Source organism: Gaoshiqia sediminis, assembly GCF_025907915.1.
In the GTDB taxonomy this organism is placed as follows: Bacteria; Bacteroidota; Bacteroidia; order Bacteroidales; family Prolixibacteraceae; genus Gaoshiqia; species Gaoshiqia sediminis.
Genome location: NZ_JAPAAF010000012.1, coordinates 68,976 through 87,051, shown reverse-complemented (window position 1 = coordinate 87,051; position 18,076 = coordinate 68,976). Strand labels below are relative to the sequence as shown.

The window sequence follows — 18,076 nt, the reverse complement described above, 5'->3', positions numbered from 1 at the left end:
CTAAAATTTGTGACTATGAAAAAAGTAAGAAATCTTTCCGTAGTGATTCTTTTGGCAGCGGTTCTGATGCAAAGCTGCATCGGAAGTTTTAAGCTGACCCGCACGGTTTACGACTGGAACAACAGTGTTGGCGACAAATTTGTCAACGAGTTGGTTTTCCTGGCCTGTATCATTGTGCCGGTTTATGGCGTGGCCACCTTTGTGGATGCCGTGGTGCTGAATAGCATCGAGTTCTGGTCGGGCGAAAACCCGATGACACTGAAAGACGGGGAAAAACATCAGAAACTGGTTGAAATTGATGGAAAAACCTACCAGTTAACGTCTGAGAAATTCAAAATGACCGTGGAAGAACTGGGCGTTGCCGATTCAAAAACCGAAATGATATTCCGCGAATCTGACAACAGCTGGTACCTGAAAAAAGGTAAGAAATTCCAGAAGCTGGTTGAAGTAGAAATTCAGGATGGACAGGTAATTTCTTATCACGTGGTAAACCCCGATGGCAGCATGCTGACCCTTCAGCCTGGTTTCGACCCGCTGGCCGTTCAGGACCAACTACATCCGCAGCCTGCGCTGGCCTTGCAATAACTGATAACCTGCCTACATAAAAACGAGGGTGCTGACACGGTCGGCACCCTCGTTTATTCTATTTGTATCAGATCAGTTACCCATTTTCACCTGGCTGCTGATCTTATCATTCTTCGCCTGATCGGGCAGCTCCAGCGAATACATCATAGCCTCCACCTGGCGCAGGTAATTTCGCTTGTTAAACCGTGGGGCATATACAAAACCATCCAGCACCACAATTCGGTTGTTGGCGGCATCCAGAACGGCCATATTGATGAAAGGCCCGCCCATAAAGTCGTTTTCCACCTTCCACAAGCCACGCATCTCGGCGGCATAATTGTTCTTAAACTCGAATACACTGAACAGCGGCGGAAGTTGATGCTCGGTAGTCATAAAGCTGCCTTTGGTCGGTCCGTCAATGTAGGCTTTCAGCACAGAGTCGCGCTTTTGCAGCAAATAGTCTTGGGTAAAGGTGCTGTCTGATTGGTACGGAAATGTGTAGATGGCAATCCCCTGCATAATGTCGGGCGTATCGTAGCGTACCCAGGTAAAATTGTCACCGGCCCCAGCCACGACAAAGCCGGGCGGAACATGCAACGTCACGTTCAGGTTTTTTAACACCGTGTTTTTGACTGCCTTTTCGCTGTATTTCTTATAATTCAGGATCAATCGGTCGCGCTCGGCTTTCAAAAAATAGGCGGCAATCCGATCGGAATGGATGTAAAATATCCGCTCCAGCTCCTCCGAAGATTTAGCCCGAACATTAACAACCGCCTGTGGCCAGGCCCAAATATCCTTTTTAAATTCCACTTTGGCCGAATCCAGGGTCGGCGAAATACGCACATTGATGATGTTCCGGCTGGTCTTGAAAATTTCCTTGAAGGCTACCGGTGGAACATCGATCAAATCGAAAAGCGGCTCATCCTGGGGCAACGACAATTGCGGCTGGGCCAATACCTTCCGGATGGCCTGCCCTGCCTGTCCTTCCCAGGTTTCCTTCGGAATAACGACAACCAGCTCACCGGCTTTCCCGGTGATTTTTTTGCGCATGTTGGTATCGTCCCTGCATGAAAACAGGAACATAGAGCTGACAACCAACAAACTGAAAATAATGACGATTCGTTTCATGGTGCTATTTTTACCGGGTTCGATGCCACTAATACAAAAATCTTACCAGAAAAGGCTGACCGGCAAGAATTTCGCAAATGGGCATAAAAAATCCCGTCATCAAGGCGGGATTAGTTTCTGTCGATGTATTATTCTTTGATTTTTCCCTGATTTGGTTTTTCCTGATCAACCTCCTCCTCATCGTCCTCTTTCGTTGCCTTTTTAAACTCCTTCATCCCTTTCCCAAGGCCTTTCATCAGTTCAGGTATTTTACGGCCTCCAAACAACAGCACAACAATGATTAATATGATGATAATTTCTTGTGGCCCCAGGAATCCGGCAATAATTGATAAGTACATAGCTTCAAGTTTAATGGTTTGTACAAAAATAGAAATTTTTTAATCGCTCCTAATTAAAGAGCTTGATAATATCGTTGGCGTTGGCAAATAACACGAGCGACAACAAGATGATCATCCCGGCAATTTGCGCATATTCCAAAAATTTCTCTCCGGGTTTGCGGCCAGTCACAATTTCGAACAGCAAAAAGGTAACATGCCCTCCATCCAGCGCCGGAATAGGCAACAGGTTCATTACTCCCAGAATGATGGAAAGGAAAGCTGTCATATTCCAGAACGCATGCCAATCCCAGGCTCCGGGGAAAATATTTCCAATCGAAATAAACCCACCCAACGATTCGTAAGCTTTTGTTTTGGGCGAGAAAATCAGCTTAAACTGTTTCAGATAATCCTGCACGGTTGAAACGCCGCGTTTGATGCCTGCCGGTATCGATTCCAGGAAACTATAGCGGATCGTTTCGTATTGCAGAAAACTCATCGCCTCCTCAGTGAACACCGGGAAAAACCCGATGGTTCCGTCTTCACTCACGGTCACCGACAGAGTTTGCGGCTGATCATCACGCAGGATACTGATCGCGATTTCCTCATTCTTGTGCGATTTTATATAACCGGTAAATTGGTCGTAAAACTGAAAGTCGTGCCCGTCGATACCCACAAACACATCGCCTTTTTCCAGACCGGCCACCTCGGCAGGTGATCCGTTCAGAATCTTACCGGTTTTACATTTAAAAGGCAAACGCGGGTCCATCACCCCTTTACTTTTAATAAGCAAGGCCAGGTCATCGTCCGAAATTTCAACATCCACTTGTTTCCCTTCGCGCAATACCTGAATGGTACGGGCGCCGTCAAGCACCACCGTGGGGATGATTTTGTGGAAATTCTCGATGTACTGGTTGTCAACCGAAAGAATCTTATCACCGTCTTGCAGGCCAATCTTTTCTCCGGTTTCATAAACCATGATGCCATGTTTCACACTCTCGGTAGGTAGGTACTGCGTCCCCCAAGCGTACAAAACAGCGATGTAAATAAGAAAGGCCAGCAGGAAGTTCATCAACACCCCGCCCACCATAATCAATAATCGTTGGTAAGCTTTTTTCGAACGGAATTCCCAGGGTTGGGGCGGAAGTTTCATGGCTTCCTTGTCCATCGACTCATCGATCATCCCCGAAATCTTCACATAGCCACCTAAAGGCAACCAGCCCACCCCGTACTCGGTGTCGCCTTTCTTCACTTTAAAAAGCGAAAACCAGGGATCGAAAAAGAGGTAAAATTTCTCTACCCGGGTTTTAAACAGGCGGGCAAAGGCAAAATGGCCGAATTCGTGCAGGATAACTAAAATTGAAAGGCTTAAAATCAGCTGTGCAGCTTTTATCAGTACTTGTTCCATTCTCTAATCGTGTCTGTTTTTAATTGCGTTGTTTAATCAACGATGCGGTTAACAATCGTGTTTCTTTATCGGTTTGAATGTAATCATCCAACACCGGATTTTTAATAAAGTTGACTTTCTGCATACTTTCTTCGATGAGGCCGGGCATATCCACAAAGCGTATTTTCTCGCGAAGAAAAGCCTGCACCACCACTTCGTTGGCCGCATTCAGAATGCAGGGTAGGTTACCGCCTTGATTTAAAGCTTCGAAAGCCAGTGCAAGGTTACGAAAAATTTTTGTATCCGGCTGTTCGAAGGTAAGTTTTGGGTAGTCCAGGAAGTTAAAGCGCTTAAATCCGGAGGGTAAGCGCTGCGGAAAATTCATCGCATACTGGATGGGTAGCTTCATATCCGGCAGTCCCATTTGTGCCTTCATCGAGCCATCGCGAAACTGGACGATCGAATGAATGATACTTTGCGGATGGACAACCACATCAATTTGTTCCGGCCTCAGGTCGAACAGCCACTTGGCCTCGATCACCTCAAAACCTTTGTTCATCATGCTGGCCGAGTCAATCGTAATTTTTGCGCCCATGTCCCAATTGGGGTGTTTCAGCGCATCGGCGGTGGTCACCTTTTCAAGCTGTTGCTGGCTGAACCCGCGGAACGGCCCGCCCGAAGCGGTGAGGTAGATCTTCTCGATTTCGTTCATGTGTTCACCGGCCAGGCACTGAAAAATAGCCGAATGTTCCGAATCGACCGGAAAAATGTTGACTTTGTTCCGGTTGGCTTCGCGTGTGATAATTTCGCCCGCCACCACCAGGGTTTCCTTGTTGGCCAAGGCAATGTGCTTCCCCGCCTGAATGGCTTTCAGGGTAGGTAGCAGGCCCGAATAGCCGACCATGGCTGTCAACACCAAATCAACCGTATCCAGCTGAACCACCTGCTCCAGGGCATCGTTGCCGGCAAATATCTTAACCGGTTCATCTTTCAGTATTTCCGACAACAGTTTGTGACGGCATTCGTTAGCCACTACAATCATGTTGGGTTTGAACCGTTTGGCCTGTTCAGCCAACAGTTCCACGTTGTTGTTGGCTGTCAGCACTTCCACCTCGAAATGATCGGGGTTTTGCTCAATAACTTCCAGCGCTTGCGTACCAATCGAGCCGGTTGACCCGAGAATGGCTATTCGTTTTTTCATTCAAAAAATTAAAAATCAATATATTGCATCGGATCAAGAGGTGTACCTTTGTGCCATAGTTCAAAATGCAGATGAGGCCCGGTTGTCAGCTCGCCGGTATTTCCCATAAAAGCAATAACCTCACCGGCTTGCACCTGTTCCCCTACTTTTTTCAACAATTCCGAATTATGCTTATACACCGATATCAGGTTATTATCATGCTGAAGATAAATCACATACCCCGTTTCCACCGTCCAACCGGCAAAAACAACCGTCCCGGCCAACACGGCAGAAATTCGCGCATTGGGCAAGCCAACAATATCCACGGCAAAATGATCTATATTCTTGTCAAACTTCTGAGAAACAAGTCCTTTCAGCGGTGTAAAAAAATGAACCTGTGCCAGGCTGGTTTGTTTGGTTTCGCTTTGTTGCAGCGAGAGTCCCAGCTGTTCTTCCAACAGGTTTTGCCTGAAAACCGAATCGTGATTATAGGCATGCATCGCCACTTCTACCGGCCTTTCCATGGTATCGGCCATATAATCGGGCTCCTCGGGAACGCCTCCTTCAACCAACAGCTTGATCTTGTCGAAATAGTTATCGCGTAAGTGAAGTTGTTGCTCCAGCGAATCGACCATGATCGCATTGCGAACAATCAAATCGCGCACATCGCCCGACGGATAGCCCGGGATAAATTCGCGAATAGGCGTGTAAGCGATAATCAAGACGGTGAGGAAAATGAGCAATAAACTACCCATTCCGCCAATCACGAACACATTCATCCGTGTTAGTTTGGTGCTCCAAACCGTCTGAAATGTCGAATCATTGTAAATAATGAGGCGATAACGGTTCTTTAGTTTTTGAATGATTTTCTTTTTTTTCTCCTTTTTCATTCCCCAGTGTTGGAAGCATCAAAAATAGTAAGAATACATAGACGGCCTAAGCCAGAGGCGGAAATTAATACTTTTTAACGCATCCGAAAAATTTAAAAAATACAGCGAAAGATTTGTTTTCCGAAAAAGTTGTCTTATATTTGCATCCGCATTCGGGACATGAGAGCCCGGCAGACGTTCAAAGCAGATAAAAATATTTACGATATATTGCGGGGTGGAGCAGTTGGTAGCTCGTTGGGCTCATAACCCAAAGGTCGCACGTTCGAGTCGTGTCCCCGCTACTTTTAAAGGCAATAGCTGAAATTTAAAAATTTACAGTTGTTGCTTTTTTTTATAATCGACTTTTCTAAAGTCACAAGCGGGTAGCTCGTTGGGCTCTTATCCGGCAAAGGCCGGACGCACGTTCGAGTCGTGTCCCCGCTACAGCGAAGGCTACCCTTTGTACACAAATATGACGGGTTACATGACAAACGGAATTGTCTCGGGGAAGCCAAAAAAAACCGTTACCCCAACGGGGTTAAATGTCAATAGCCCCGGGTGGAGTGAAACGGAACCCGGGGTCAAAATGCGTGACAACAAACAAGGCGCAATCACTTGGTTTTGGGTTGCTCCGAAGCTGGCATGCGCCGCATTGATTGGCGCTTGATTCTATCGAATACTTGTTTTGTCCTTCCGGACAGGCTCTCCCTTTTCCATTCCCTGCCCGTCCAGTCAGACGGGGATGAAAATGAAGCAAAAACCGTGTCAAAACGAACCTTCGGCCAGGCGTTTTGAAAGTCCCCGTACACGCTCCGATCCGGTTTCCCCGCCGCAAGAACCAGCATTGGAATCTGTTGGTTAGTGATTTCCCAAATACATATTACCGTATTCGTGTAAACCCATTTTAAAGAAGTACCGAACGTTGCGGTCCGAAAAGAGGCCTATTTTTATCGAGGCCGGAATCAAACTGAAAGCTTAGTGAAAACGAGAAGTTCCGAGGAACGAGGAAATCACTCGTTGAACTTAGCTTTCAGGCAGATGGAGGAACGAAGATAAAAATGAGCCTTGACTTTTTTTGAATCTTTTTGGTGTCAAGACAAAAAAAAGGGATTGGGGATTGGGGAAAAGCCCCATCCGTAAGTTTCTGGCGGAAATGTTTTCGATTATTGATCAACGATTTTTGATTTATTCAACCCGCTTCGGGGTTGGGGAAAGCGCTCTATTTTGCGCAAACCCCCAATCGGATTGGCGGTGATGAATGGTTTGATCCCTTCGGGATCAGGCTTCAGAGGGAGTTTTCAGTTGCCAGCGGCCAGTTTTAAATCATGCCGGTCAAAATAAATCTGTGTCATCCGCGTCTAATTTCATTCGTCATTGCAGATTGCTTCATTCCGCTGCGCTTCATTCGCAATGACGCTTGCTTGAAGCGCCCCATTCCTCATTCGACATTCATCATTCATCCTTCCCAAGGTCTGCGTCATCTGCGTCCCATTTCATTCCCTCAGCCTGGCGTTTTGACGGCCCCCGCACCGCTTCGATCAAGGATAGCAAAACCAGAACTCTCCCGGTTAAATTCTCAATTTCTCCAATTTCATCCGAAAAACACTCCTTCCCCGGTAGCTCGTTGGGCTCTTATCCGGCAAAGGCCGGACGCACGTTTGGAAAAAGAAAAGGTGCCCCGTTGCCAGAGCACCTCATCCAATTTATTCCAATTCAGTTTAAATGCAGTATAATCAGGCCAGGTCGAAACGATCCAGGTTCATAACCTTGCTCCAGGCAGCTGCAAAGTCCTGCACAAACTTTTCCTGACTGTCGGCACAGGCGTAAACTTCGGCCAGGGCACGGAGTTCCGAGTTCGACCCAAAGATGAGATCAACGCGGGTACCGGTCCATTTGAGCTCGCCGGTTTTGCGGTCGCGACCTTCAAACACTTCCTGCGAATCAGACGTGGCCTTCCATGTCGTTCCCATGTCAAGCAGGTTGACAAAGAAATCGTTGGTAAGCGTTTCTGCCCGGTCGGTGAAGACACCGAGCGCGGACTGGTCGAAGTTCGTATTCAGCACGCGCAGGCCACCCACTAGAACAGTCATCTCGGGTGCCGTCAATGTTAGCAGTTGCGCGCGGTCAACCAGCATTTCCTCAGCAGTTGCCAGGTATTTGTACTTCATGTAGTTGCGGAACCCATCGGCAAGCGGTTCAAGCACGGCGAATGCTTCCACATCGGTTTGCTCCTGCAAGGCATCGGCACGTCCCGGTGTGAAAGGCACCGTCACATCAAAGCCGGCGTCCTTGGCTGCTTTCTCCACAGCAGCACAACCGCCCAAAACGATCAGGTCGGCCAGTGAAACTTGTTTGCCTCCCGACTGTGCTTTATTGAATGTCGCCTGGATACCCTCGAGTGTTTCCAATACTTTTGCCAGCTGGGTCGGGTTATTGACTTCCCAATATTTCTGGGGTGCCAGGCGGATACGTGCACCATTGGCCCCGCCCCTTTTGTCGGAGCCACGGAAGGTTGAAGCCGACGCCCAGGCAGCCGATACCAGCTGCGAAACGGAAAGACCGGAACCAAGGATTTGCTTTTTCAAGTCGGCAATATCCTGCTCATCGATCAGTTTGTGTGTAACCAGAGGAATGGGGTCTTGCCAGATCAGGTCTTCCTCGGGTACTTCCAGGCCAAGATACCGTGCTTTGGGTCCCATGTCGCGGTGAGTCAGTTTAAACCACGCCTTGGCGAAAGCATCCGCAAATTCGTCCGGATTCTCCAGAAAACGTCGTGAGATCTTCTCATAGGCCGGATCAAACCTCAGGGCGAGGTCGGTAGTCAGCATGAATGGAGCGTGTTTTTTTGAAGGATCGTGTGCATCGGGCACCGTACCGGCGCCCATATCATGCTTTGGTTTCCACTGATGGGCCCCGGCTGGGCTTTTAGTCAGCTCCCATTCGTAACCGAACAGGTTCCACAAAAAGTTGTTGCTCCATTTGGTAGGCGTCGTAGTCCAGGCCCCCTCGAGGCCACTTGTAATCGTGTCGGCTCCTTTGCCGCTGCCGAAGGTATTTTTCCAGCCCAGGCCCTGTTCTTCAATGGAAGCTGCTGCGGGCTCGGGGCCTACATACTTGCCGGGATCGGCGGCACCGTGGGTTTTGCCAAAGGTGTGTCCCCCGGCAATAAGTGCCACCGTTTCTTCGTCATTCATCGCCATGCGACGGAAGGTTTCGCGAATATCCCTGGCAGCTGCTATCGGATCCGGATTGCCATTCGGCCCTTCAGGATTCACATAAATAAGCCCCATCTGAACGGCTGCAAGTGGATTCTCGAGCTCACGATCGCCCGAGTAGCGTTTGTCTCCCAGCCATTCAGCTTCAGAGCCCCAATAAACATCTTCCTCCGGCTCCCAGATATCCTCACGCCCTCCGGCAAATCCGAAGGTTTTGAAGCCCATCGACTCCAGGGCGCAGTTTCCGGCAAGAATCATCAGATCGGCCCACGATATTTTCCGTCCGTATTTTTGTTTGATGGGCCAGAGCAGCAGACGCGCCTTGTCGAGGTTGGCATTGTCGGGCCAGCTGTTCAGTGGTGCAAAACGCTGACTTCCTGAGCCACCACCGCCGCGCCCATCGTGGATGCGGTAGGTTCCCGCACTGTGCCAGGCCATCCGGATGAACAACGGACCGTAGTGCCCGTAATCGGCAGGCCACCAGTCCTGGGAGTTTTTCATAAGCTCGAAGAGGTCTTGCTTTACGGCCTTCAGATCGAGTGTTTTAAACGCTTCAGCATAGTTAAATTTCCCGCCCATAGGGTTGGACAACGAGGAATGTTGACGCAGGATGCTCAGATTCAACATATTTGGCCACCAATCGCGATTAGACGTGCCACCTCCGGCAGTTTTTGTCATCGTGTGACCGGTAACCGGGCACTTACTTTCCATGTCGGCACCTTTGGCTGAGGGATTTGTTTGATTTTTACCTTTGTCCATACTGCAAAATTTTTTCTTTCTTTTACAGGAAAACAACCAAAAGGTTTTCGTATCGAATTGATTTTTTGATAGATGTTATCTATGGTGCCATTTGGATCTCGATGGGTTAGACTATGAAACATGGTGTTGTTTACGGATGAAGTTTTATTCTCGTGTTACTCTTTATATCTTTGGATTGAAATCTTTTTAGAAACTGTTTAAAATTTGAAGTCACGCCCAAAATCAAAAAATTTACCCCGCCCCTGAAGGGTGATTTTTTGATTTTTCGGGCTCCCTTTAGGGTTCGGGATAATCCGAAAAATCAAAATGAGCAAAATTTAAACAGTTTCTTAATCGAATGAATAAAAAAAGTCAACAAAGATGGCTGATCCTCCAATCTGCTGCTTATTGAATGAAAATAATCCGACTTTTGGGCCTTTCCAGTTACCACTTAAAATATGAAACTTGTCTCCGATCGGGGTGAATTTCTGACCATCAGTACTGTAAAATAATTGGTTTCTTTTTGGAATAGAACTGATAACCAGCTTCAATTCAACTTCATTGCGGTTGACCTTCCTTTCTTCTTTCAGCCCTCCAACTTCAGAAAAAACATAAATCCCGTCTTTCTTTCTTTCAATGCCGACCAAGGCGTACTCTTTGGCCATTAAACAAAGCCCTGCAACCTGCCCTTCAATTAATTGACTTCCATCCATTCGGACTACTACATCTCCGCTGTTTCCCATCACTTTTTGGGTGATCGTATTTTTTGCTTGCAGAAATGCTGGTGCGTAATTTGCGTCCAAAGTCAGTTTTCCCGGAATTTTGGTGAGCGACCAGGCCGAATCAACCGGGTTGTGGTTCCAGGACCATTGCAGACCTAACGCTTCCGATTCAAAATCATCAGAAGATTGTGGTTTCATGATGTTGGATTCAGCCGAAACAGCAGGTTTTTTCCATACATATACCGGTTCGCCAATTCCGTTTCGATCCAGATCGATTCCGATAACAGGCCAGTTGTCATGCCAATACATGGGCTGAAGATGTACGACCCGACCAACTGACGGGACAGATTGAAAATGCAGGAACCACCATTCTCCTTCGGGCGTTTCGACCAAAGATCCCTGATGAGGACCATTGATAACGGTAGATCCGGTCTCCAATACCACTTTCTTTTCGTAGGGTCCGTAAATATTTCTCGACCTGAGCATGGTTTGCCAGCCCTGCTCAACGCCGCCTTCCGGGATGCTCAGGTAGTAATAGCCATTCAGCTTGTGGATTTTTGTTCCTTCGGCAACGGGGCCGGTATAAACCGTTACCCCATCGTCGAGCAGCGACTTCCCGTCATTGCTCATTTTATGAATAATGATGGGGCCTGCTCCAACTTTGCTGCGTCCCAGGTAGGCTTGCCCGTTATCATCCCAAAACGGACAGGGATCTTCCCAGCCTGCAGCAGCCGAAACTTGAACCAAAGGCTCCCATGGGCCTTCGGGATATTGGGCCGTTGACATAAAAAGTCCTTCTTTCGGAGTGCAAAAATACACCCAAAATATGCCCTGGTGAAACCGGATGGCCGGTGCCCAGCTCCCTCCCGCATAACGGTTATTTGAGCTGTAGGCCGGATCAAATTCAAACCGGTCGTAAACTTGGCCAATGATTGTCCAGTTTACAAGGTCTTTGGAATGCAATACCGGCATGCCCATAAAATGAAACTCCGAGCAAACCATATAATAATCTTCTGCAACCCGGATAACATCCGGATCAGAATAGTCGGCGTTTAGCACCGGATTTATGTATGTGCCGTTTCCCTGGTCGCCCCAGACATGTCTTGTCTGAGCAGTTAATGTGCCTGGAATTGCCAGTGTAATCCAGATAAACAAAAGACGAGTCGATAACTTCATTAAAGGTTACTTTATAAGAATATACAGGAAGTCGATTTTTGTTTTTTGCCTGTTTGCAATTAAACAGGTTGATTACTTCAGTTTGGTTACATTTCGTCCATTTATTTTCAGGTTGTCAAAATGGATGTCATCAACCTTTCCATTAACGAAATTTCCTTTTTCAACGTTCGAAAAGCTTGAGTTTTTAATGTGAATGCCAATGATATTACATTGATCTTCCAAACCATTTAAATAGACCCCATATTGACTTTTTTGGCAGTTAACGTCCTCAACAAAAATATTTCTGACAGTAGGTACAAAAGAGCGCTCGCCGATTTCTCTGGGTTCGTATAATAAGTTTACACTGACAACTGCTATTTTACATTGCCCCACCTCAATATTACGAACATAGACATTTTCAACGATGCCACCCCTTAGGATATTGGTTTTTATTCGGATAACCCTGTCCAATTCAGGACTATCCATTTGACAATTTTCGACAAAAAGGTTTTTATACCCGCCCGATATCTCACTTCCGATGACCACCCCTCCATGCCCATTCTTCATCTCACAATTACGAACTATTATATTTTCGCTGGGAACAGCCCAACGCCGACCATCGTTATTTCTACCCGATTTAATGGCGATGCAATCATCTCCGGTGTTGAAAAAACAATCCTCTATCAGAACATTCTTACAGGATTCCGGGTCACAACCATCACCATTTGGGCCATCATTAATCATTTTCACACCGCGAATGGTTAGATTCTCGCAAAGCAGCGGATGAATTACCCAAAAAGGAGAACGAAGCAATGTTACACCCTCAATTAGAATATTTTGGCACAGATAAAAGTTTATGAGTTGCGGTCTCATGCCGTCCTCGGCAGTAAAAACACGCTGGCTTACCGGTACTTTGTCGTTGGCCCATTGCAACAATTTAGGCCTTCCTGTTCGTTGAGAGATGTCGCCTTCTTCCCATCCAAAACGAGGTGAACCACATTTTTTCCACCAATTTTCATTTTCGGCTCCTCCATCGATGGTTCCCTTGCCGGTTACAGCAATGTCTTTTTCTCCATAAGCATAAATCAGAGGTTGCAGATTGTAACAATCAACCCCCTCCCAGCGAGTTAAAACAACCGGAAAGTACTTTGTATCCGTAGTAAACAGCAAGGTTGCACCTTCAATCAGGTGCAGATTGACCTGGCTTTTCATCGTGATAGGACCGGTATGCCAAGTACCCGGAGGAACCAAAACAGTTCCGCCTCCGTTCAGGCTGCAAATGGCAATTGCCCGGTTAATGGCTTCATGATTCAATACAGAAGTGTCATTGGATACAGCTCCATAGTCAACGATGTTATAGGTACGACTTTTAAAAACGGGTACTTGAATGTGTTGCTGAATGAGTGGATAGGTTTCCTCCCAGGCATACTTATCTGGTTGGGCCAGCAAATGGGTTGAAACGAAAAGGATCACCAGAACCAGTAAATTTGTGATTTTCATGCTTCGTACACTTGTAGTTTATAAAAAGAAAAATCCACAAATTTCAGCAGTCCACTGTCAATATAAGACAGGCCCGGCTGAAATCTGTGGATTATGAATATTAATAACCAGGATTTTGATTTACATCAGCTTGGTTCCTGTCAATGGCGGTTTGCGGTATCGGACGCAAAAATTTGTAATTTCCGTCGTCGCCTTTCAGATCAGCTTCACTGATTCCATCTTCATTGAAGGTTGTAACATATTCAACCAATTTATGTGTACGTTTTAAATCAGTCCAGCGCACATATTCACCGGCCATTTCGCGGGCCCTTTCATCAAGGATGAAATCGATGGTCATATCGTCGGCTGACACAGTCATTACGGTTTCAAAACCTGTTTTGATAGTTCCGGGGCGTGAACGAAGCGCTGTGATCATGTTGGCTGCTTTGTCCGGCTGTCCCGACATAACATAAGCCTCAGCAGCAATCAGGTAGGCCTCTCCCAAACGTGCAACAACAACATCATGCATACTACAAGTACTACTGCGATTGCTTAAGGAGGTTTCTGAATAATCATCAAATTTCTTGATGCAAGGTACACCGAAGTCCATATTTCTTCTGTTGAAATAAGTTTCTGGTGCCCCATTGGATGGGGCAATACCGCCGTTAGCAATTGTCTTCGAAATCAAGGTATTTGCTTTCAATCCATATGGATCATCAGCCTGCCAGGCAGCAATATCGTCATCACTAGCCCAAGCCGGTGCATAATATATTTTAATCGGAGATGTGGTTGGATTGGTATAGTAGTCAAAATACCAGGTGTGAAATTCTTGCATGAAAGTCTGCTCATACCTTCCATCGCCTTTATCATAGAGTTGATGCAACCTTAAAAAAGGAGACAAATTACCATCGATTGCCTTGTTTCGGGCATTCTCAGAACCTCCCAAATAGGCGCCAAATTGTGCTTGCTGATAACTGCCATCGCCGGATGGATCTTCTACAGCCGAAAAATCGAACTGGACAGACCAGAATATTTCATCATTGCTTTCTTTTGCAAAGTCAAAAGCATCCTCGATAGATAATGAGGGAACTTCGGAGTTGATAGCCTGCAGCGCATAAGTTGCGGCATTTGTGAAATCAGATGATTGGGCAATATTATCCTCCAGTGATTCATAACCTTGCCCGTTTAACCAAGCACGGGTAAGGTAGGCTTTGGCTAGGAAAAAAGCAGCTGCCCGCTTATTGGCACGACCTACACCTGAAGCACTCCGATCAAGCAAAGAGGAATTCCCGGAAATGAGATACGTGAACTCATCAATAATGAAGGAATAAATCGTTCCGATATCGGTCCGCTCGTGGCTCATTTCAGCATAATCGAACATCTGGGTATTTAAAGCCACCTCCCCAAATTGCTGAACCAGCTGAAAATAATACCACGCGCGAATAAAACGAGCTTCATCGATGTATTGTTTCCGAACACTGGATTCTGCGGTAGTTTCACCATAGGCAATGACACTATTGGCTAATTGAATCCCTCTGTAGCAATTCTGATAGAAGGTTTGAATGATACCTTCGGTCGCTCTCAGTGCCGTATAATGGTTCATAATAACTCCCTGAGATTTACCATCACCATAAATATCAGTTCCTGCTGAGAATAGCAGCGGTTGCATATTGTACATATCTCTGAGGGAAGAGTATGCTGCATTGGTTAAACTTTCAAAACCTGTTGAGGTCGCATAAAAACCATCCGTTGACTCACTGGAACGAATATCTGGTTCAAGGAAATCTGAGCAACCGGAGAAAAGAAGCATGGCCAACGCCACAATTATATATTTTTGTTTCATATCTTAATTGTCTTTAGGGTTAAAATTTTACGTTTACACCAATCTGATATGTTCTGGAGCTTACACCACCCGCACCGTTATTAACTTCAGCATCTGCCCATTCGGGGTCAAAGCCTTTGTAGTCGGTGAAAGTGAATGGATTCAGCACATTGACGTAAACCCGGAAATTGGAAAGCTTCATCTTTGAAGTCAGATTCTTGGGGAGCGTATATCCAAGTGTGATGTTTTTCACTTTAACATACGAATTGTCAACAAAATACTGACTCCCGTCTCTGCTGTTAATCCAGAAAGAACCAGCACCTGCATTGTTTGCTCCTCCAGTTGGGAAAGGATAACTTCCGTAGTGGGTATCTTGTTGAGTTGAAATAGTGCCATCTTCTCCCAAAACCGGGGCACCATCAGGAATGTAATAATCCATACTCAGACGTTGTGTTCCACGACTGCTGTAGCTGGCAAAACTTCCCATAAACGGGCTGTACACTTTACTGCCTTGTGAAGAGTAGATGCTGAAAGAGAAGTCGAAGTTTTTATAGTTGAGATTGGAAATTAAGCTCCCGGTCCACGTTGGCTCAACATGCCCCTGGATTGTTTTATCCTCAGGATCAATCGTGCCGGATCCGTCAACGTCTTTGATCTTCATTTCTCCTTCGTAAAACTTCGTTTTCTTGGTGGGGTCGGTTGCAAATGCAGCGGCTTCCTCAGCGGTACATACACCATCCAACACATAGCCGTAAACCACGTCAATGGGCTGACCGATAAACCACCAGTTTCCGGTCAAATCTTCTTTGCCACCATTTAGTTCGAGAATCTCATTTTTATTGCGGGCAAAGGTGAAGGAAGTTGTCCATACAAAATCTTTCTTCTGCACGTTTACAGTTGTCAATTGAACTTCAACCCCTTGGTTTTTAACCTTCCCAACATTGCTCCAAATAGAGCCGGTTGATGAACCTAATTCAAAGGGGGTGTCCATCTCCATCAACAAATCTTTCGAGACTTTGTGGTAAGCATCAACAGAGCCGTAAACGCGATTGTCCCACAGCCCGAAATCAACGCCCAGGTTAATCTCATTGGTTTTCTCCCAGGTAAGTTCTGAGTTTGTCAAGCTATATCCGTAACCATTGGCAACGGCGTTTCCGAAATTGTAGTAATATTTTGTATCTGCCAAAGGACGTGTATCATACGGACCTACGTGTGCATTGTTCCCGGTTATGCCATAGCTGACGCGAAGCTTCAGGTTGGTCAACCAGCTAGCTGCATCCAAAAAGCTTTCTTCCGACATACGCCAGGCCAAAGCTGCTGACGGGAATACTCCCCACTGGTTTTCTTTCTTAAACTTGGAGCTACCATCCCAACGGCTGGAGATTGTGGCCAGGTATTTTCCTTTGTAATCATAGTTTAAACGGGCCACATACGAAAGCATGGTGATTTTTTCAAAGTAACTGCCTTGATTTTGAATGGTCCCTGAAGCCAGGTTGTACCATTTGACATCAAAAGGCATATCAACCACGGTCATGTTGTTTCCTTCGTTCGTTTGACTGTAAACACTCACCAAACCTAAGAGATTAAAATTGTGGTCACCAATTCGTTTCATATAGTTGGCTTGGGTATCCCAAGTGTAAGAGAATACTTCATCGCTATTGTCTTCGGCATAATTTGTTTTACCACGGCGGCTTTCTGTTTCTACGCCATAGAAAATACCATTATGCTTTTTGGTGTACATGGGCGAGAAAGTGGTCTTTAAAACGATATCTTTTACGGGGGTAAATTGCAAATACGTATTGGCCATCACATAATAGGCACGAAGATCATCGGTCGAATTCATGCGATCAACGACCGGGTTCAGAGTTGAAGTCGGGCCACCACCGCTGGGATAAACGGCTGCATCTTTGCCTGGCTGAACAATCGGTTCACCTTCATTTTCGCCTTCCCAATAGTAAGCCGGCATAACCGGCGACATATTGAACCCGGTTTGTACTGACCGTTGACTTCCTCTGTTTTGCAATGAAGTAGCCAGGTTGGCATTAAAACCCACAGTGAGTTGATCACTTATGTTTGAATCGAAACTGGCTTTCACGTTCCACCGTTCGTACTCATCGTAAAGGATCCCTTTTTCCGATTGATAACCTACACCAACACGATAGCTTATATCTTTGCTGTTACCGGCAACATTGACAAAATGGTTTTGCTGCTGTCCATCGCGAAGCACAATATCAGGCCAATTAGTGTAGTTTTTATCGGCATAGAATTCTTTGATTACCGGACTGTCGCCACCCCAAAAATTCCGGAAATTAGCATCAGTCATGTTCCAGGTTGTTGCACCGGTAGCCGCATTCATGGAGGAGCTTACATACCGGGAGAATCGATATTTCAAAAATTCGTCACCATCCATAAAATCGGGCATGTAGGCTGATTTCTTAACCCCGTAATAGGCATCGTAACTGACCAGAGTTTTCGTTTTATCCGAGATTTCCGTTCCCTTTTTGGTAGTAATGATCAACACGCCGTTAGTGGCACGCGAACCATAAATAGCGGTGGATGAAGCATCCTTTAACACGTCGATTTTCTCAATATCCATTGGATTCAGGAAGTTCATATTATCGCAAACCACCCCATCGATCACATATAAAGGCTCTCCTCCCTGCATGGAGCTTTTACCGCGAATTTGAACACTAAAACCATCGCCGGCACGGCTGGATACCTGCTGGATATTCACACCGGCAACCTGACCTTGTAAACCTTCCATAACCGAAGTGGACCCTCTGGAAACGAGGTTTTCCGATTTTACGCTCCCAATCGATCCAGTTAAGTCACTCTTTTTCATCGTACCATATCCAACAGCAACTACCTCTTCAATACCGATGGTTTCTTCTTTCATCACAACCTGAATATTACTTTGGGTACCGACGGGAACCTCTTGGCTTTCCATACCAACGAAAGAAAATACCAAGGTGGAATTTACAGGAACATTTGCTAGTGAATATACGCCGTCGATGTCTGTAATTGTCCCTTGGGTCGTTCCTTTTACGACAACAGTAACGCCAGGTAATGAGGCGCCGGTTGCATCGGTCACTTTTCCTCCAACTGTTCGAGGTTGCTGATTGGCCTGAAGGGTGGATAAGATAATGTGACGGTCAGATATCTGATAGCCGACGTTAGTTTCCTGAAACATATGGTCCAGTATCTCCTGAATCGACAGGTTTCTGGCTTCCAGGCTCACTTTCCTTTCCAGATCAATAGCATCTTTGTTATAGACGAAGTAGAACTCACTTTGATCTTCAATGGTACGCAGGGCGTCAACGACCGACACATCCCGCAGTTCCATGGTCAATCGGGTGGATTGGGAATAGCTGTTCAGAGCTACAGACTGAATAATCCCGAGTAAAATGAATACGGTTGTTAGTTTCATTTTTAGTGCAATTTTTCCGAAGTGCCTGACAAGCAGGTCTCCGAAGTGGATTCTTTTGTTTTTTTTCATACTTTTG

Annotated in this window: 11 protein-coding genes and 1 tRNA gene; 2 read left to right on the top strand and 10 right to left on the bottom strand. The window is 46.2% G+C overall.

The genetic code is table 11. The features are described from left to right. Positions 1-15: 15 nt before the first annotated feature. Positions 16-585, top strand: a complete 570-nt coding sequence (locus N2K84_RS10340; protein ID WP_282591732.1) for a DUF3332 domain-containing protein — start codon at positions 16-18, stop codon at positions 583-585. Between the two features lie 72 nt (positions 586-657). On the opposite strand, the gene N2K84_RS10335 is transcribed toward N2K84_RS10340, so the two are convergent. From N2K84_RS10335 to N2K84_RS10315, 5 genes are all read right to left on the bottom strand, one after another. Continuing rightward, positions 658-1,692: a DUF4837 family protein gene (locus N2K84_RS10335; protein WP_282591731.1), complete on the bottom strand. Its 1,035-nt coding sequence runs from the start codon at positions 1,690-1,692 to the stop codon at positions 658-660. A gap of 128 nt (positions 1,693-1,820) precedes the next feature. Further along, positions 1,821-2,030, bottom strand: a complete 210-nt coding sequence (gene tatA, locus N2K84_RS10330; protein ID WP_282591730.1) for a twin-arginine translocase TatA/TatE family subunit — start codon at positions 2,028-2,030, stop codon at positions 1,821-1,823. A gap of 49 nt (positions 2,031-2,079) precedes the next feature. Further along, positions 2,080-3,414, bottom strand: a complete 1,335-nt coding sequence (gene rseP, locus N2K84_RS10325) for an RIP metalloprotease RseP (RefSeq protein ID WP_282591729.1) — start codon at positions 3,412-3,414, stop codon at positions 2,080-2,082. Positions 3,415-3,433: 19 nt separating this feature from the next. After that, the gene (locus N2K84_RS10320) at positions 3,434-4,594 is read right to left on the bottom strand and encodes a 1-deoxy-D-xylulose-5-phosphate reductoisomerase (protein WP_282591728.1); all 1,161 of its coding nucleotides are present in this window, start codon (positions 4,592-4,594) and stop codon (positions 3,434-3,436) included. An 8-nt stretch (positions 4,595-4,602) separates the two neighbouring features. Next, positions 4,603-5,463 carry a M23 family metallopeptidase gene (locus N2K84_RS10315; protein ID WP_282591727.1) on the bottom strand — a complete coding sequence of 287 codons (861 nt, stop codon included), beginning with the start codon at positions 5,461-5,463 and terminating at the stop codon, positions 4,603-4,605. A gap of 208 nt (positions 5,464-5,671) precedes the next feature. On the opposite strand from N2K84_RS10315, the gene N2K84_RS10310 reads away from it, so the two are divergent. After that, positions 5,672-5,744: transfer RNA gene (locus tag N2K84_RS10310), tRNA-Met, on the top strand. A 1,431-nt stretch (positions 5,745-7,175) separates the two neighbouring features. On the opposite strand, the gene katG is transcribed toward N2K84_RS10310, so the two are convergent. From katG to N2K84_RS10285, 5 genes are all read right to left on the bottom strand, one after another. After that, positions 7,176-9,416, bottom strand: a complete 2,241-nt coding sequence (gene katG / locus N2K84_RS10305; protein ID WP_282591726.1) for a catalase/peroxidase HPI — start codon at positions 9,414-9,416, stop codon at positions 7,176-7,178. A 329-nt stretch (positions 9,417-9,745) separates the two neighbouring features. Beyond that, positions 9,746-11,293: a glycoside hydrolase family 43 protein gene (locus N2K84_RS10300; protein ID WP_282591725.1), complete on the bottom strand. Its 1,548-nt coding sequence runs from the start codon at positions 11,291-11,293 to the stop codon at positions 9,746-9,748. Between the two features lie 72 nt (positions 11,294-11,365). Next, the gene (locus N2K84_RS10295; RefSeq protein WP_282591724.1) at positions 11,366-12,772 is read right to left on the bottom strand and encodes a glycoside hydrolase family 28 protein; all 1,407 of its coding nucleotides are present in this window, start codon (positions 12,770-12,772) and stop codon (positions 11,366-11,368) included. 100 nt (positions 12,773-12,872) lie between these two features. Continuing rightward, on the bottom strand, positions 12,873-14,594 hold the full coding sequence (locus N2K84_RS10290) for a RagB/SusD family nutrient uptake outer membrane protein (protein WP_282591723.1): 1,722 nt from the start codon (positions 14,592-14,594) through the stop codon (positions 12,873-12,875). Between the two features lie 19 nt (positions 14,595-14,613). Then, complete coding sequence (locus N2K84_RS10285) at positions 14,614-18,000, bottom strand: TonB-dependent receptor (RefSeq protein ID WP_282591722.1); 3,387 nt, start codon at positions 17,998-18,000, stop codon at positions 14,614-14,616. Between the last annotated feature and the right edge of the window lie 76 nt (positions 18,001-18,076).

Bases quoted from the DNA above. Each gene is read 5' to 3' on its own strand.
- N2K84_RS10340 (WP_282591732.1), top strand. From the start codon at position 16: ATGAAAAAAGTAAGAAATCTTTCCGTAGTGATTCTTTTGGCAGCGGTT.
- N2K84_RS10335 (WP_282591731.1), bottom strand. From the start codon at position 1,692: ATGAAACGAATCGTCATTATTTTCAGTTTGTTGGTTGTCAGCTCTATG.
- tatA (WP_282591730.1), bottom strand. From the start codon at position 2,030: ATGTACTTATCAATTATTGCCGGATTCCTGGGGCCACAAGAAATTATC.
- rseP (WP_282591729.1), bottom strand. From the start codon at position 3,414: ATGGAACAAGTACTGATAAAAGCTGCACAGCTGATTTTAAGCCTTTCA.
- N2K84_RS10320 (WP_282591728.1), bottom strand. From the start codon at position 4,594: ATGAAAAAACGAATAGCCATTCTCGGGTCAACCGGCTCGATTGGTACG.
- N2K84_RS10315 (WP_282591727.1), bottom strand. From the start codon at position 5,463: ATGAAAAAGGAGAAAAAAAAGAAAATCATTCAAAAACTAAAGAACCGT.
- katG (WP_282591726.1), bottom strand. From the start codon at position 9,416: ATGGACAAAGGTAAAAATCAAACAAATCCCTCAGCCAAAGGTGCCGAC.
- N2K84_RS10300 (WP_282591725.1), bottom strand. From the start codon at position 11,293: ATGAAGTTATCGACTCGTCTTTTGTTTATCTGGATTACACTGGCAATT.
- N2K84_RS10295 (WP_282591724.1), bottom strand. From the start codon at position 12,772: ATGAAAATCACAAATTTACTGGTTCTGGTGATCCTTTTCGTTTCAACC.
- N2K84_RS10290 (WP_282591723.1), bottom strand. From the start codon at position 14,594: ATGAAACAAAAATATATAATTGTGGCGTTGGCCATGCTTCTTTTCTCC.
- N2K84_RS10285 (WP_282591722.1), bottom strand. From the start codon at position 18,000: ATGAAACTAACAACCGTATTCATTTTACTCGGGATTATTCAGTCTGTA.